Genomic DNA, 13,893 nt, shown 5'->3' on the forward strand with positions numbered 1-13,893 from the left:
CACGGCGCATTTTTAACAAACTCAGGCGAAAATCACCGCCCAAGCTTAGCTAACTCTTCCTTCACAACCCTGCGGTCATCCCAGTCGATTTTGCCTTCACCCATTCCACGGTAATCTTGATTTCCTAACCCCGGAATCAGCACAATGTCACCCGTTTTGGCCATTTTTAGCGCTGTCGCAATAGCTTCACGTCGCTCAATAACCTCTTTAAAGTCGATTTTCTTATTAGAGCTTTCTATTCCGCGTCTTATCATTGACCGGATCTTTTCGGAATCCTCGGTGTAATTTTCGAGTTCCGTTAGAATCACTACGTCAGAATTTTCGGCACATAACTTGCCAATTGGTTCACGTTTGCTTGCGTCACGATCACCATCGCAACCAATCACGGTAATCAATCGCTTACCACCTAACCTTTTAACCTCACCAAAGAGTTTTTTAAGCGCGTCGGTTGTATGTGCGTGATCAATTAATACACTAAAGCCCTGACCTTCGTCGATAAATTGCATGCGGCCAGGAACATTTATCAATGCATTAAAACCCGTCTGGATCGCCTGATCATCCGCATCATAAAACCTCGCAACCGTGATAGCCGCCATCGCGTTATAAACATTAAAAAGCCCAGTTAAATGCATTTTGAACTTCGATTTCTTTTCGTCTGTTTCTAAAACAAATTCAGCACCTTTCGGATCCAACTTAACGGCAGTCAATTTAGTGTCGGCTAAATCTGCTTTGCCGTAGGTCAAAACGCGCGCGCGACTGGCGCTTTCAAAAGTATGAAAATATGCGTCGTCGATGTTTAGAACGCTCAGTTTTTTTGCGCGTTTAAATAGCATAGCTTTTGCGGCAGCGTAGTTTTCCATTGTGCCATGATAGTCTAGATGGTCTTGAGTCAAGTTGGTCATCACAGCGACATCTACGGGGATTCCCCATACCCGGCCCTGAGTTAGTGCGTGACTGCTGACCTCTAAAACTAGAGTGTCACAGCCCGCAGCTTTGATCTGGCCAATTAAACTTTGCAGCTTCATACCGCCGGCAGTCGTTAAATGAGTGTCATTTTCATTGATCTCACCACCCAAACTGGTTGTAGCTGTGCTCAGCAAGCCAACTTTATAACCGGTAGCAGTTAAAAGCGCAGCAATCATATTGCAAGTTGTAGTTTTACCGTTAGTCCCAGTTACAGCGATTACATTCATCCCCCATGATGGAAATCCGTGACGAACATTTGCTGCCATTGCTTCCGCATGATGTCGAGGAATCATAACTCTGTTATATAAATTTTCTTCTACGTGCGCTCGCGCCCACCTTTTTACCGGTCCAAATGGGTTCATAATAAATCCTCAAAAACTTTTTTATCACTCCACTTTTTGCGCTTTTCGCCGTGTTGACGGTATTGGCGTGCACTGTAACCACAAACAACAATAATGTCGCCACGACGTGCAATGTTGATCGCTTTTTCTAGCGCCTCTGCTCGATCTGGGACTTCTTCAATACTAGCATCGCCAGCAGATCGGCTTGCTCCCTCGAGTAATTGCGCCCTGACAGATTCCGGGGCCTCCGTTGACAAATAATCACCGTCAGTAACAATTACGCGACCAGAGTGACTCGCCGCCACTTCGCCAACTGCACCACGCCAAGATGTTGGTTGCCCCAAGGACGCGCTTAAAACTGTGATTATTCGATTTTTGGCAAAGTGCTTAATACTTTCTAAAACTTCGTTGACCCCGCTTGGAGAAACTGAACTATCGAGGACTATCTGGTAAGGTCGTTCTGTTACAACATATTCCGCCGCGCCAGGCTGAACCGCAAGCTTAAAGACGCCCTCTTCAATTGTTTCCAGCGGAGCATGAATCATATATGCTGCGGCTGCAGCCGCCGTTAAGCTGTAGATTGCCTGCTTAGTCGTAAGTTTGCATGTTAATGAAATTCGGGTCTGTGTATCAAAGCTCAAATTAATCTCGCAACCTTTAGGGTGCATTTTAACGCCTTCGATTCGAGCCTCTGCTCGATCACTTGTCCCGTAACTTAATACTTTTTCTGACCCAACATGCTTAGCGATCTCGTTGTAACCGCTGTCGTCACTTGGCAAAATTATGTTGCCACTGACCTTTCCAGCTAATTGTCGCAGCTGCTCAATATTTGCTGCGAGCGCAACTTGGTCAAGATGCTCATCGGTGATTCTCCTAACAACCAAGGTTGAAATCGGTAAGGACGTAAAACCATGATCTGGTAAAAATTGCGGCAGCTGCAAAATTGCAAAATTACATTTTGCGCGTTTAATTTGAGCTAAAAGTTCCTGCAGCCTAAATGCATCTTCAATTGGCTGGGCCTGGTCACTGCCGCTCGCTCGTTCGTTTGCGATCTCAACGTAGTCAGCGCTAATCACACCAACTCGTTCACCGGAAGTTTTTAAAATTTCGGTCAAAGCCGCGATGGTAACGTCGGCTCCATCTACCCCATACACACCAATGACGTGTAGTTTTTTCCCAGGCATCCCATGACGTAAAGCCGCAGCATGAGCACTGATTTTAGAAGTAAGCTTATTTGGCGACACCCCGAGACCCCGTTTACATACATCTATAATAGCAAATTCAACTAACGTATATGAAATTAAAGCATAAGTATATTGACTTCTGCAATTTTATGTGGTTAAAATAAGAACAGTAAAAGGCAAACAAATATGTCAACACTCGAAAAACCAGGGTATAACCCAAATTCACAAAAACAACCTAAAAGAAAGGGCTTAGGCGCGCGTTTCATGGGAATGTTCGGCGGGCCAAGAACCAATGAAGGTCCACAGCCTACCGACGAAGAATTATATGGTCCAACTCCTGAGCATTTAAAAACTGATGCAGAACGAGCGAAGGACGCGAAAGATGCAGAAGTAAGAGACTTGCACGCGGAAGGGACAGCCAAAAGAGTCACAGAAACTTATCAAAATCCAAGAAGCTGGTACAACAGGGGTATTGATAGCGCTAATGAATACAAAAAACTGGCTGTTGATGCCACTTACGAAGGAGACATCAACAAAGCCGTGGATTACACTAAAACCATGCGCGAACATCAAAACCAGGCTATTAAAGAAGTGGAAAACCAGATGGATAGCCCATACAGCACTGGTCACTCTCAAGTTGGCAAGCAAGAAGTTATGGATAAATTACATGAACACGCGCTAAAGCAAGCCGAACAAGAGGGCGTCGACATTAAAACACCAGACGACAGCGAAAAATAAAGCAAACTCCGGAGCAATCCGGAGTTTTTAATCTTGCACTTCCACCCCCGTTTAGGCTAATCTTAGTGCATGACTATTTTAGGTATCGAATCCAGCTGCGACGAGACGGCAGCCGCCGTTGTTAAAGACGGTTCTATTTTGCTTAGTAATATTGTACAAAGTCAGATCGATATCCATAAAATGTACGGTGGCGTTGTGCCAGAGGTTGCAGCACGCAGCCATATTGAAGTTATTCTGCCGGTGATCGATCAGGCCTTGTCGGCTGCTAAAACTACCTGGGACGACATCGATGCAATCGCTGTAACCTACGCTCCAGGCTTGATTGGGTCCCTTTTAATTGGATCCCTCGCGGCCCGCACATTAGCCCTACTTAAAAACAAGCCGCTTTACGCAATTCATCACGTTGAGGCTCATGTTTACGCAAACTTCTTGGTTAATCCACAGCCTAAACTACCCACATTAGCCCTTATCGTTAGTGGCGGTCATAGCCAACTTGTTTTATTTAACGACCATAAAGACTACAAACTGCTTGGCCAAACACAAGACGACGCCGTCGGCGAAGCTTTTGATAAAGTCGCTAAAATTATAGGCCTCCCCTACCCTGGCGGTCCATCAATTGCAAAAGCAGCCGAACTTGGCAATGCACTTGCCTATAAACTACCCAAGGCCCGCTTAAGTGGCAAATATGATTTTAGTTTTAGCGGCCTTAAAACAGCTACGCTGAGACTTGTACAGCAAATGTGTGGTGTTGATCACAATTTCCCTTCAAGCCAACTTGCAGGCCTTTTAAACGATTCTCAGCGTAACGATATTGCCGCTAGCTTTCAGCGTGCTGCAGTCGAGACATTAGTCGATAAGACTCTTCTAGCTTTTAAAGATTACTCCCCTGCCTCGGTTGTGATTGCAGGTGGCGTTGCCTCTAGTGCTGCCCTGCGAAAAGAACTCTCCGACCGCCTACCGATCGAGATTAACTACCCAGCACCAAACCTTTGTACCGACAATGCAGCAATGATTGCAACGCTCGCTTTTTATCAAGCGCAAAAGCAAAAACCTGCAGATCCATTAGAGCTGCAGGTTGTACCAAGTTTAAGTATGTAAAGCTACTACTGGCTGATGCCACGTGCAATCTGATAAATCTTAAATGCACTGTCAAAGTACGGCTTCGCATCACCTCTTGCGCAGGTAAAGTCTCGCAATGCCTGAATACTTTCTTCAGAGTTCTCGTATAAATAATTACTGCCGTCGCTGCAGTATTTTGCTACGCCATTTTCGATCTGAACTGCATCAAGTGCGTTCGTAAAGAACATCGTAAAGAACAATACAATAAACGCAATGTTAAGAACTACCGATGCGGAAATCATTAAGTTCTTCCATGACATTTGCCATTTTCCGCTGCCGGCTGGTTTTTTTGTAACTTTATTAGCCATATACCACTCCCTTTTGATTTTAATATATCATGCTTTTGCTTTTGTTTTAACATTTTACGTGCCTGCTCGAAGCTGTGATATACTTACAAGCGTAAAACAAAAAGGTGAGGAAGTTCTATTTTTGTTCTAACCTGGAGGTGAAACTATCTGGTATAGTTTCATGTGAATTTTTTTATTATGAAATTAGCTAAAACCTACGAACCCCAAGCCTACGAGCCAAGAATTTATCAGCTCTGGGAAGAGTCCGATTCCTTCTCCCCTATTGGCGACCCCAAAAAGGGTTATTTTAGCATCGTCCTTCCTCCGCCTAATGCCAATGGAAATCTACATGTAGGCCATGCACTTACAATTGCAGTCGAGGACGCGTTAATTCGCTACAACCGGCTCAAGGGTAACTCTACCCTATTTATTCCTGGCGCAGATCATGCAGGCTTCGAGACTTGGGTGGTTTTTGAACGAAATCTAGAAAAGCAAGGCAAGTCGCGATTTGACTTTTCACGTGATGATTTGTACCAGATGACGTGGGATTTCGTTCAGGAGCAGCGAGGCAATATGGAAGTCCAGCTGCGCGAACTGGGCGCAAGCTTAGATTGGAAAAACCTTGTTTTCACTCTAGATAAAAAAGTTATCGATCGCACATACAAAACTTTCAAAAAATTGTGGGATGACAAACTGATCTATAGGGGAGAGCGGATCGTTAACTACTGCACAAAACATCAAACCTCTTTTGCCGATATTGAAGTAGATCACAAGATTGAAAAATCTAAACTATGGAGCGTTGCCTATAAACGCGTCGATGGAGAAGGGGAGATAGTAATTGCTACAACTAGACCTGAGACGATATTAGGTGATGGCGCGGTCGCTGTTTATCCGGGTGATACTCGTTATACGGATTTTGTAGGCAAAATGGTAATTGAGCCGGTTTCAGGTAGGCATATCCCCGTCATTACAGATGAAGCTGTTGAAACTGATTTTGGCACGGGCGCCGTTAAGGTAACTGTTGCTCACGACCCTACCGACTTCGAAATAGGGGAGAGACATAACATCCCTCAGATCCAAGTAATCGGCTTCGACGGCAAAATGACCGACAAATGTCCGCCAGAATACGTTGGACTTGACGTTCTAGAGGCCCGCAAATTGGTGCTTGAGTATCTAACGGATAAAGGCTTGTTGCGAGAGGCTAAAACTTATAGCCATTCGGTGGGGCATTGTTACAAATGCGGCACGACCATTCAGCCACTAATAAAAGATCAGTGGTTCATTAAGGTGCAACCGCTTGCTCAAAAAGCAATTCACGCCATTGAATCCGGAAAAATCAGCTTCACCCCCGAAAACAAGGGTAAGGTTTTGCTAAACTATTTAAAAAACTTGCGTGATTGGAACCTGAGCAGGCAAATTCCATGGGGAATACCAATTCCAGCGTTCCAAAGCACCGAAGATCCTACAAAATGGATTTTTGATGATCGCGTTAATGAGCAGCATATTACAGTAGATGGTATTGAGTACAAGCGCGAAGATGACACATTTGACACGTGGTTCAGCTCAGGACAATGGCCATTTATTACCACCGACTATTTAGACGGTGGCGATCTAAGCCCATACTATCCGCTAAGTGTCATGGAAACTGGGCACGACATTCTTTTCCCATGGATATCACGCATGATTATGCTGGGCATTTATGCGACTGACGAAGTTCCATTTAAACACGTCTACTTACATGGTTTAGTTTTAGATGAACACGGTCAAAAAATGAGCAAAAGCAAAGGTAACGTTATTAACCCGCAGGACGTTGTTAAAGAATACGGCTCCGATGCGCTTAGAATGGGACTCCTAGCTAGCCGCAGCCCAGGGATAAATCAAGCTTTTTCGACTGGAAATGTCGTAGCTGGCCGCAACTTTTGCAACAAACTTTGGAACATCGCGAGATTCATAGAAGACAAAGTCGGTGATGAATATACGCACGAAAAACCATTGCCTCAGACAAACGACGAGCATTGGATTATTGACACTTTGAATCAAGCAAGCAAGAAAATCGGTTCTTTGCTTGACCAGTACAGATTTGCGGAAGCTTACGAACTGATGTACCACACCATTTGGGACGAGGTAGCGGATTGGTATGTGGAGTGTAGTAAAAATGGCAACAATAAAAGCGTCATGGTTTATGTGCTTGAAACCTGTCTTAAGATCGCACACCCTTTCGCGCCGTTTGCCACCGAAACAATTTGGCAGACTCTTGCATGGCAAAAAGAACTTTTAATCACAAGTAGCTGGCCTAACGAAGTAAAAATCGACCACCATAAAGCGGAAGCTTTTGCGAGCATACAACAAATCGTGATAGAAGCTCGCTTTGTAAGCGCAAGTCTTGCGAGTGGCAAGCAAAAATTGATTTTTACAAATGACCCGTTGATTGAACAAAATAGCGATTTAATTCGCCGACTTGCTAACCTAGAAATTGTTCAAAAAGTGGAGAAGGGGAGTGGACTGCGTTTAGCCGTAGCTAACCATGAGATTTGGCTAGATGTAACTGCAGAGACCTTAAAAAAGCACACCGATAAACTTCAGGGTCGACTCGAACAGTCCATGACTCAAGTTAAGCATCTAGAGCAACGCCTTAGTAATAAGGGTTACGTCGACAACGCGCCAGAAAAAGTCGTTCAAGAAACTCGCAGTCAACTTGAAGAAAGCAAAACTCTGGTTGAGCGTCTACAAAAAGAGCTCGAGCTTTTAGGCTAGGCTCATAAATAAGTTATGTTGCCAGTTTTTAATCAGCTTACTGATCATTTTTTTGATATCTTGACTATGCTTTTCGCGAACCCTAAGAGAACGATTATCCGCTAACGGATTATCGCCGGCTAAGTTTTTACCAGTTTGCTTATCGACATGATTATGAAGCTCGCTATAAGACTTTACCGTAGTGTCATCGTGCTGAACGGCCTTGGCAGTATCTTGAGCGTTAGGTAACGCAGCTAGATCTTTGGCGTGTGCACCGCTCAAAACTAGTGCAAAGACTAAGGTTAGCGCTAATGTTGCAAAGAAATTTTTCATGTTTGTTTTTATATACTAACAATTTAAACATTAGCACAATGTTGCAGTACTGTCAATTAGGGTTCAAGATTGGTTAGATTAGTTAAGCTTTAAAAAGCTAGCTTTTTAGCCATTTCAGCGAGCGCCTCATGGTCAGGTTCGTCATTAGACGGAGGTTTCATGAAATCCTCGGCCACTCTACAGGGGATAATAACCACATGAACGTGCGGGACGATGAAGCCTTCGACCCGCACACATGCACGATACTCTTTGCCAAAGACCTCGACTATTCGCTTCATTACTTTTTTAACTGAGCTCATTAACGCATGATAATCTTCTTCGGATAAGTCTTCTATTCGATCGACCTGCATTTTAGGCACAACTAGAGTTTGGCCAGGCTGTATAGGATGAATATCTAGAAACGCGAAGGTCTTATCATCTTCGAAAACTTTATGGCTTGGCAGCTCGCCGTGGATAATTTTGGTAAAAATAGAGGTTTGCATAAGGCAATTATACCTCAAATGCAAACGGGCCCCGGAGGGCCCGTGCACGTTACGCAGCGGTCATAGCTTGTTGGCCTTTCATGCTCTGATCGCGGTCCTGGCCTGAAACATTGCAAGCGCTGCGCTACTCACCACAAGCACGCCGGCGAATGCAATACCGTACAGAAGTGAGCCGCTAATTTCCCCAACTTTGCTCGAGATCCACCAGATCAAGGCAGACGACCCCCATAGAATCGTTCGCGAGATTGAGTGAATAGTTGCTCGCATGCGATCGTCGCCGATTTGCTCATTGAGCATCTGGTTGCTCATGGGGATGATGTTGGCGCGAACAAAATAAGTGATTGCAATCGCGCCGACAGCCACGAGTCCCGGCTTAACTACCAGGAGACCATAGCATAAGGCGGTAGCCGTGATCATAAAACTGAAGCTGGTCCACTGCATTTTAGACAGCCGTTTAATGAACGTCTGCCATACAAACACCGAGCCTAGTAACAGTGCCCAGTACACACTATAGATCCATCCGCCTGCGCCCTCGCCAATCTTAAGTCCGGAAAACTCGGAGTAGTAGACTGGCGTCCACCAAACCAGAACGAACGACAAGTTCCCAGCTGTAGCTGCAAAAAGCAGCGCCCACAGCAAGTTCTTGTTATTCGTCACAGCCTTTCTCACCAACCCTACGCTAGGAATCTCGTCATGAGAAAGAGGGTCATAAAGAACGAACGCGATCGCCGCAGCGACTGCATATAGGCCGGCCTGAACCCATAGGAGAGTCGAGATTTCGACACCCAGTTCCACAACTAGCCATGCGCCCACCAACGAACAAGACGCTTCGAAGACTCCAGCGATCCCACGAGCCCTCGCATCAGCCTTCTTAGCCAGGTGGCTAATTCTAAGCCTTGCGAAGGTCTCAAACAGAAGTGCAGCATCGGCACCAACCATCAGGCTAGTGCCAAAACCCAGAATGGCGGCCGCTACACAGAACTGGGTCAGTGAATCTCCGGTTGCGTATGTGATCATCGCCAGCGCAGACAGAAGCGTGCCTGCGATCAGACTCTTTCGACGACCGTACGAGTCAGCCCAGCGGCCCGTCGGGATCTCGAAAATTGCCGACACCGCGGTACCAACCCCAATAACGACTAGGGTCGCCGTTGCGCCCATCCCTTGTGTCGTCAAGAATGGAGTAAGGATTGGGACATACATGAATGATCCACGGAGTCCGTAAAACAACAACAACCGATAGATGTTGCTCTTGAGCTTTGGGTACAACCCTACCTCCCGTAGTAACGTGCAGCCTCGAGTTCACGAGGCCATAATAAAGCAAGAAAATGCACTCTTATCACTCCGCAAACTGTCAAACTATAACATAATTAATTGTTTTCTTCAATTCATCGCTTATCTGTTATAATGTGTTCGGCGCGGAGAGGTGTCCGAGTGGTTGAAGGTGCCGCTCTCGAAAAGCGGTGTAGCCAGCAATGGTTACCGAGGGTTCGAATCCCTCCTTCTCCGCCAATAGGTAGTCAGTGTAAAAGCTGGCTATTTATTTTGCCCACAAAACCGTACAATAGCTATATGGATTTTTTACGCGCCACTCTTCGCGCATTGTTTGTTGTTATAACTTCGGCCAGCTTAGCCACACTAATCAGCGTGGCGACAATGCAGGCAACGATTTTAAACCGCTCGACAGTTTTGCGTTGGATGGAGAATAGTGGAATTTATCAAAACATCGTTAACATAGCAGTGCAGCTCCAACCTGATTCAGCACCAGAGAGTCAGCAGTTTTTGGGCGAAACTACCATTCGCGATGCAATTAATCAAACTCTAGATCCAGCTTTCTTAAGAACTTCAACCGAAAAAATTATTAATAGTACTTACGATTGGTTAGAAGGCAAGAGCGAAACAATCACGTTTTCGATTCCATTAAGCGAAAAACGCGATCTTTTAAAGCAAAATTTAGCCAAGCAAATCGAACCCAAAATTTCGAGCCTTCCAACCTGTAGCTCAAATTTTAGCGGTGTAACTAGTCAGCAAGTCCAATGTATTCCTAAAAACTCCAATGCCCAAACTTATGCCGCCGATCTTGCGAGCCGAGCGGTGGATAGTTCTGACTTTTTAGTGCAGCCCCTAACCCAGCAAAATATTCAGCTGCCAACGCTCCCAGCTGTTAACGTTTTACGATTTTTGGCAAGCAATTTACAGATCATAATCTCCGGACTAGCTGTCCTGGCGGTTCTAAGCGCAACGGGTTATGTTTTGTTGAGTAAAGATAAACTTCGCGGCATTCAAGCTGTGGGTCGACGTGCTTTTTTTGGTACTTTAATTTTAGTCATTGGCGGTGGAGTTCTTTGGTATTTCTCGAACAAGCTAACTCTAAGTGCATTCGGCGATCAAGCAATTATCACCAGCATAGTTGATCCGTTAGCACGACAAATTGCTGCAGATGTTGGAATGTGGTTATTCATTTTTAGCGGAATTGTTTTTGCAACCGGTGGTTTGATCTGGCTTGGTGCATTTTTGACAATCAAAAATCTAGAGAAAAAACTAAAAGCCGCACATGCTGGCCCGCCGAAAGATTTGCCGCCAATCGGTCCCGCTGCTATATAATAAACTTTGTGAAGCACGGCGACTACTTAGTTGATATTTTAGACAAACAAGGTAGGTTAATTGGCAAAAAACCGCGACGCGAAATAAATAAGCAAGTCGATATTTGTCATACTGTTTTTGGACTTTTAAAAGTTGGTGAAAATATGTTTGTCCTAGGTTTAATAGATGACTCCCGATTTGGAACCAGTCTGTACAACGGGCTTTATGGAGCCCCCATGGCAACAATAAAACGCTACCAAGAAGCTGCAGAGCAAGCAGCTATAAGAGGGTTTAAAGAAGAGCTCGACATAGCACAAAAGCCAGAATTAATAGGCGAAGGAATGCTTCAATTGCAAGATGGAATTTTTAAGTTTGCGAGCATTTTCGTTGTAAATCTTAGGTCGGTCGAAAAGCTTAAAGTTAAAAATCCCATCTGTTTAACAAGTCATGGGCTAGATACTAAGATTGACGAGCCAAATTTTGCCCCGACCCTACAAGAAATCTGGCGAACGTACCGTGCAAAATTGTAAAAAAGGGCTCGCACAACAGATCAATTAATGTTACAATATGTTGGTTAACCGCCCAGACCAGAACTCACGGAGGAGTACCCAAGTGGCTGAAGGGGACGGTTTGCTAAATCGTTAGAGTGGAGCAATCTGCTGCGAGAGTTCGAATCTCTCCTCCTCCGCCAAGAAAATAGAGCTGCTTTTGCCAGCTCTATTTTCGTTTTAGCGGGTTTGGGCGTCACGAACAGCCAACATTGCCGCTAAACCCATTCTGTAGACCACCAGAGGCTGCGGCGCATGCTTTTTGCGACCCCCTTCCGTCATCAAGTCTCGATCAAAGTCATCAAACCGATACAACCTCACACCCTGAACTTCATCGTCCTGAATATTAACCTTACTTAAGTCTAACACGGGGTCATATACCACAAAATCTTTGCTTACAACCCTGTGAGGGTGTGACCAGTCCTTAAAAAACATCTCCGTTCCCAAGCGCCCAATTGGCAAAAAACGCTCACGCGGATAGCGCAAACTGAGCTCCTCCTCGGTTTCGCGCACTGCAGCATCTAAGTAATCTTCGCCGACATCCACGTGCCCAGCGACAGAGATATCCCAAGTGTTAGGCATTATTTTTTTATTAGCGGCTCGGTGTTGCTGCAAAAAACCTTCGTCGTTAAAAACCCAGATGTGAGTATCGCGGTGCAACAAACCTTGCGCGTGAATCTGCGCCTTTGTGGCAGTTTTGCCGGTTGGTCGCCCAAATTCATCAACAATATCAAGTAGCTCCTCTTGGTGAGGGCCGGTAAATCTTTCCATACTTCTCCTAATTTTTTACGAGGAAGCTTCCTAAAATTAACAATACAACAAGCTCCTAAACAGATATAGATTGTTTGTTTTGACGCAATTAAATATGTGTCAGCCAACTTTGTGACAAACAAATTTATGTCAAATCGTTTTGACATAACAGAGGTAAAAGCGTAGAATACTTCCGTGCACCATATACAAAAAAGCATTGTCAGCCTATTAATGTACTCGGAAAGCCTAAAATACGCTCAAATGCGACCAAAAGGCGTAGAGAGCAATCAGTTTGCATATCACCTTGAACAATTATTAAAATCAAAGATCATCCAAAAAAACGGGCGAGATTACAGTCTAACCGGGACCGGACTAATGCTGGCTGATCGATCAAGTCATAAAAATATCGATCTCCGTAAACAGCCGCATATTGTAACTACAATTTGCGTTATGAGTGGCAATAAAATTTTGCTTTTTGAACACAAATTTCAGCCGTATATTGGGCTTAAGGGCTTTGTGCAAGGGCGAACTCATTTCAACGAAACAGTACAAGAATCGGCTCGACGTGAATTGTTTGAAAAAACTGGCCTAGAAAACGTCGATTTAGTCCTACGAGGAACAGTCTATATTACAGCAAAAAAAGACGGCGAAGTTATTAGTAAGTTACTTAGTCACGTTTTTTATGGCGAGCTTACCGGGCAGCCAAAACTTGAGTCCGACAACCCAAAGAAAGGTGAGGCGTTTTGGGTGGAGGAGTCTGAGATCAAAGGTGGCACGATGCCAGGATTTAGAGAGATAAGCAATCTTCTTAAAAACGAAAGTGGTTTTTTTAAGGAAATTGAAGCCACTATTTAGATCAAAGCAACTTTAGGTTGTCATAAAACAAAATAACTCCCGCATAAGGAGTTATTTTTAATAATTTCTGGTACACCCGACAGGATTTGAACCTATGACCTTTGGCTCCGCAAGCCAACGCTCTATCCAGCTGAGCTACGGGTGCATATTGCAGCCTTGAAGGCGTATAAACGTCTACATGGCTGCACCTTGAACTAGAAGGTACTTCCCACATTTCGATGCAGAACAGATGTGATTATATCAAGGTTTGGCAAGATTTAAAAGTGTAATCTGCGCATTATTACATCAAAGGGGTCGGGGGTAGTTTTTTCAAGAGGTAAATGATCACTAATTATATTAAGTACGGCCTCTGCCTGGTCGTTACCAAAATAAATATTTACAGCCGGCGACAGGCGCTTGACGGGAACCAATACGATGGAATAAAAAGCTCCGTCTTCATGAACGCTAAAGGCACGAAAGTCTTTAAAAGAGTACTCTCGGCCATCAATAACTAAGTTTTCTTGAGTAAGGTGGTAACTCACGATTCGCGGCTTTTTGAATCCAAAATAACAAAATGCAACAGCCATAACTGTAATAAGAACTGCGAAAGTCCATTGCTTAAAGTAAACAGTTACACCGATCAAAGCAAGTGATACGGCAATTACAGCGATCAACCAGCCGAAGCCCTTGTCGTGCTGAACATATTCGGAGGCTTTCCAGTCGATAAAATCAGGTCTAGGTGCGTCAACGTCAAATTCACGCTCCGGCGCATCGTACCCCTGTTGTTGCGGCGTGTAAAGACTATTCTCCCTATGTTGATCTGACTGCATAAATAAAGTATATCACTAAACATAAACGCGTAGTACTCGATTTTATTAACAGATGTGGTAAAATACATAACTAATGGAGAGGTGACCGAGTGGTTGAAGGTAGCGGTCTTGAAAACCGCCGTGCTAGCAATAGTACCCAGGGTTCGAATCCCTGCCTCTCCGCCAAAC

Annotated in this window: 14 protein-coding genes and 4 tRNA genes; 9 read left to right on the plus strand and 9 right to left on the minus strand. The window is 44.6% G+C overall.

The features are described from left to right. Positions 1–32 precede the first annotated feature (32 nt). Both VLA77_00645 and VLA77_00650 read right to left on the minus strand, forming a co-directional pair. Complete coding sequence (locus tag VLA77_00645; GenBank protein ID HSE29080.1) at positions 33–1,328, minus strand: UDP-N-acetylmuramoyl-L-alanyl-D-glutamate--2,6-diaminopimelate ligase; 1,296 nt, start codon at positions 1,326–1,328, stop codon at positions 33–35. Next, entirely contained in the window at positions 1,325–2,551 is a 1,227-nt protein-coding gene (locus VLA77_00650) for a Mur ligase family protein (GenBank protein HSE29081.1), read from the minus strand. The genes VLA77_00645 and VLA77_00650 overlap by 4 nt, the downstream gene beginning before the upstream one ends. Before the next feature lie 126 nt (positions 2,552–2,677). Here VLA77_00650 and VLA77_00655 point away from each other — a divergent pair, with 126 nt between their 5' ends. After that, positions 2,678–3,229, plus strand: a complete 552-nt coding sequence (locus VLA77_00655; protein ID HSE29082.1) for a hypothetical protein — start codon at positions 2,678–2,680, stop codon at positions 3,227–3,229. Positions 3,230–3,298: 69 nt separating this feature from the next. Beyond that, positions 3,299–4,327 carry a tRNA (adenosine(37)-N6)-threonylcarbamoyltransferase complex transferase subunit TsaD gene (gene tsaD / locus VLA77_00660; GenBank protein HSE29083.1) on the plus strand — a complete coding sequence of 343 codons (1,029 nt, stop codon included), beginning with the start codon at positions 3,299–3,301 and terminating at the stop codon, positions 4,325–4,327. Positions 4,328–4,332: 5 nt separating this feature from the next. Here tsaD and VLA77_00665 read toward each other — a convergent pair whose 3' ends face one another. After that, complete coding sequence (locus VLA77_00665; GenBank protein ID HSE29084.1) at positions 4,333–4,656, minus strand: hypothetical protein; 324 nt, start codon at positions 4,654–4,656, stop codon at positions 4,333–4,335. A 162-nt stretch (positions 4,657–4,818) separates the two neighbouring features. On the opposite strand from VLA77_00665, the gene VLA77_00670 reads away from it, so the two are divergent. Then, entirely contained in the window at positions 4,819–7,389 is a 2,571-nt protein-coding gene (locus tag VLA77_00670) for a valine--tRNA ligase (GenBank protein ID HSE29085.1), read from the plus strand. Here VLA77_00670 and VLA77_00675 read toward each other — a convergent pair. The 3 genes from VLA77_00675 to VLA77_00685 form a co-directional block, all read right to left on the minus strand. Continuing rightward, positions 7,381–7,701, minus strand: coding sequence for a hypothetical protein (locus tag VLA77_00675; GenBank protein ID HSE29086.1), 321 nt, complete (start codon positions 7,699–7,701; stop codon positions 7,381–7,383). The genes VLA77_00670 and VLA77_00675 overlap by 9 nt on opposite strands. A gap of 89 nt (positions 7,702–7,790) precedes the next feature. Continuing rightward, positions 7,791–8,183, minus strand: coding sequence for an HIT family protein (locus VLA77_00680; protein HSE29087.1), 393 nt, complete (start codon positions 8,181–8,183; stop codon positions 7,791–7,793). A 78-nt stretch (positions 8,184–8,261) separates the two neighbouring features. After that, entirely contained in the window at positions 8,262–9,383 is a 1,122-nt protein-coding gene (locus tag VLA77_00685; GenBank protein ID HSE29088.1) for an MFS transporter, read from the minus strand. 217 nt (positions 9,384–9,600) lie between these two features. On the opposite strand from VLA77_00685, the gene VLA77_00690 reads away from it, so the two are divergent. From VLA77_00690 to VLA77_00705, 4 genes are all read left to right on the plus strand, one after another. Beyond that, positions 9,601–9,692: transfer RNA gene (locus VLA77_00690), tRNA-Ser, on the plus strand. Between the two features lie 60 nt (positions 9,693–9,752). Further along, complete coding sequence (locus tag VLA77_00695; protein HSE29089.1) at positions 9,753–10,784, plus strand: hypothetical protein; 1,032 nt, start codon at positions 9,753–9,755, stop codon at positions 10,782–10,784. Positions 10,785–10,792: 8 nt separating this feature from the next. Then, positions 10,793–11,293, plus strand: coding sequence for a hypothetical protein (locus tag VLA77_00700; GenBank protein HSE29090.1), 501 nt, complete (start codon positions 10,793–10,795; stop codon positions 11,291–11,293). Positions 11,294–11,361: 68 nt separating this feature from the next. Then, positions 11,362–11,454 (plus strand) — tRNA-Ser (locus VLA77_00705). A gap of 37 nt (positions 11,455–11,491) precedes the next feature. Here VLA77_00705 and VLA77_00710 read toward each other — a convergent pair. Beyond that, positions 11,492–12,082 carry an NUDIX domain-containing protein gene (locus tag VLA77_00710; GenBank protein ID HSE29091.1) on the minus strand — a complete coding sequence of 197 codons (591 nt, stop codon included), beginning with the start codon at positions 12,080–12,082 and terminating at the stop codon, positions 11,492–11,494. 240 nt (positions 12,083–12,322) lie between these two features. On the opposite strand from VLA77_00710, the gene VLA77_00715 reads away from it, so the two are divergent. Next, entirely contained in the window at positions 12,323–12,916 is a 594-nt protein-coding gene (locus VLA77_00715; GenBank protein ID HSE29092.1) for an NUDIX domain-containing protein, read from the plus strand. A 68-nt stretch (positions 12,917–12,984) separates the two neighbouring features. Here VLA77_00715 and VLA77_00720 read toward each other — a convergent pair. Further along, positions 12,985–13,061, minus strand: a tRNA-Arg gene (locus VLA77_00720). Positions 13,062–13,173: 112 nt separating this feature from the next. Continuing rightward, complete coding sequence (locus tag VLA77_00725) at positions 13,174–13,725, minus strand: hypothetical protein (protein HSE29093.1); 552 nt, start codon at positions 13,723–13,725, stop codon at positions 13,174–13,176. A gap of 75 nt (positions 13,726–13,800) precedes the next feature. Here VLA77_00725 and VLA77_00730 point away from each other — a divergent pair. Continuing rightward, positions 13,801–13,890: transfer RNA gene (locus VLA77_00730), tRNA-Ser, on the plus strand. The last annotated feature ends 3 nt before the right edge of the window (positions 13,891–13,893 follow it).

This window comes from Candidatus Saccharimonadales bacterium, assembly GCA_035457485.1.
Classification (GTDB): Bacteria; Patescibacteriota; Saccharimonadia; order Saccharimonadales; family EFPC-124; genus DATIBO01.

What these genes read in the sequence shown, in the direction of transcription:
- tsaD (HSE29083.1), top strand. Translation starts at nt 3,299, where the DNA reads ATGACTATTTTAGGTATCGAATCCAGCTGCGACGAGACGGCAGCCGCC.
- VLA77_00645 (HSE29080.1), bottom strand. Translation starts at nt 1,328, where the DNA reads ATGAACCCATTTGGACCGGTAAAAAGGTGGGCGCGAGCGCACGTAGAA.
- VLA77_00695 (HSE29089.1), top strand. Translation starts at nt 9,753, where the DNA reads ATGGATTTTTTACGCGCCACTCTTCGCGCATTGTTTGTTGTTATAACT.
- VLA77_00675 (HSE29086.1), bottom strand. Translation starts at nt 7,701, where the DNA reads ATGAAAAATTTCTTTGCAACATTAGCGCTAACCTTAGTCTTTGCACTA.
- VLA77_00680 (HSE29087.1), bottom strand. Translation starts at nt 8,183, where the DNA reads ATGCAAACCTCTATTTTTACCAAAATTATCCACGGCGAGCTGCCAAGC.
- VLA77_00710 (HSE29091.1), bottom strand. Translation starts at nt 12,082, where the DNA reads ATGGAAAGATTTACCGGCCCTCACCAAGAGGAGCTACTTGATATTGTT.
- VLA77_00715 (HSE29092.1), top strand. Translation starts at nt 12,323, where the DNA reads ATGCGACCAAAAGGCGTAGAGAGCAATCAGTTTGCATATCACCTTGAA.
- VLA77_00655 (HSE29082.1), top strand. Translation starts at nt 2,678, where the DNA reads ATGTCAACACTCGAAAAACCAGGGTATAACCCAAATTCACAAAAACAA.
- VLA77_00665 (HSE29084.1), bottom strand. Translation starts at nt 4,656, where the DNA reads ATGGCTAATAAAGTTACAAAAAAACCAGCCGGCAGCGGAAAATGGCAA.
- VLA77_00685 (HSE29088.1), bottom strand. Translation starts at nt 9,383, where the DNA reads ATGTATGTCCCAATCCTTACTCCATTCTTGACGACACAAGGGATGGGC.
- VLA77_00725 (HSE29093.1), bottom strand. Translation starts at nt 13,725, where the DNA reads ATGCAGTCAGATCAACATAGGGAGAATAGTCTTTACACGCCGCAACAA.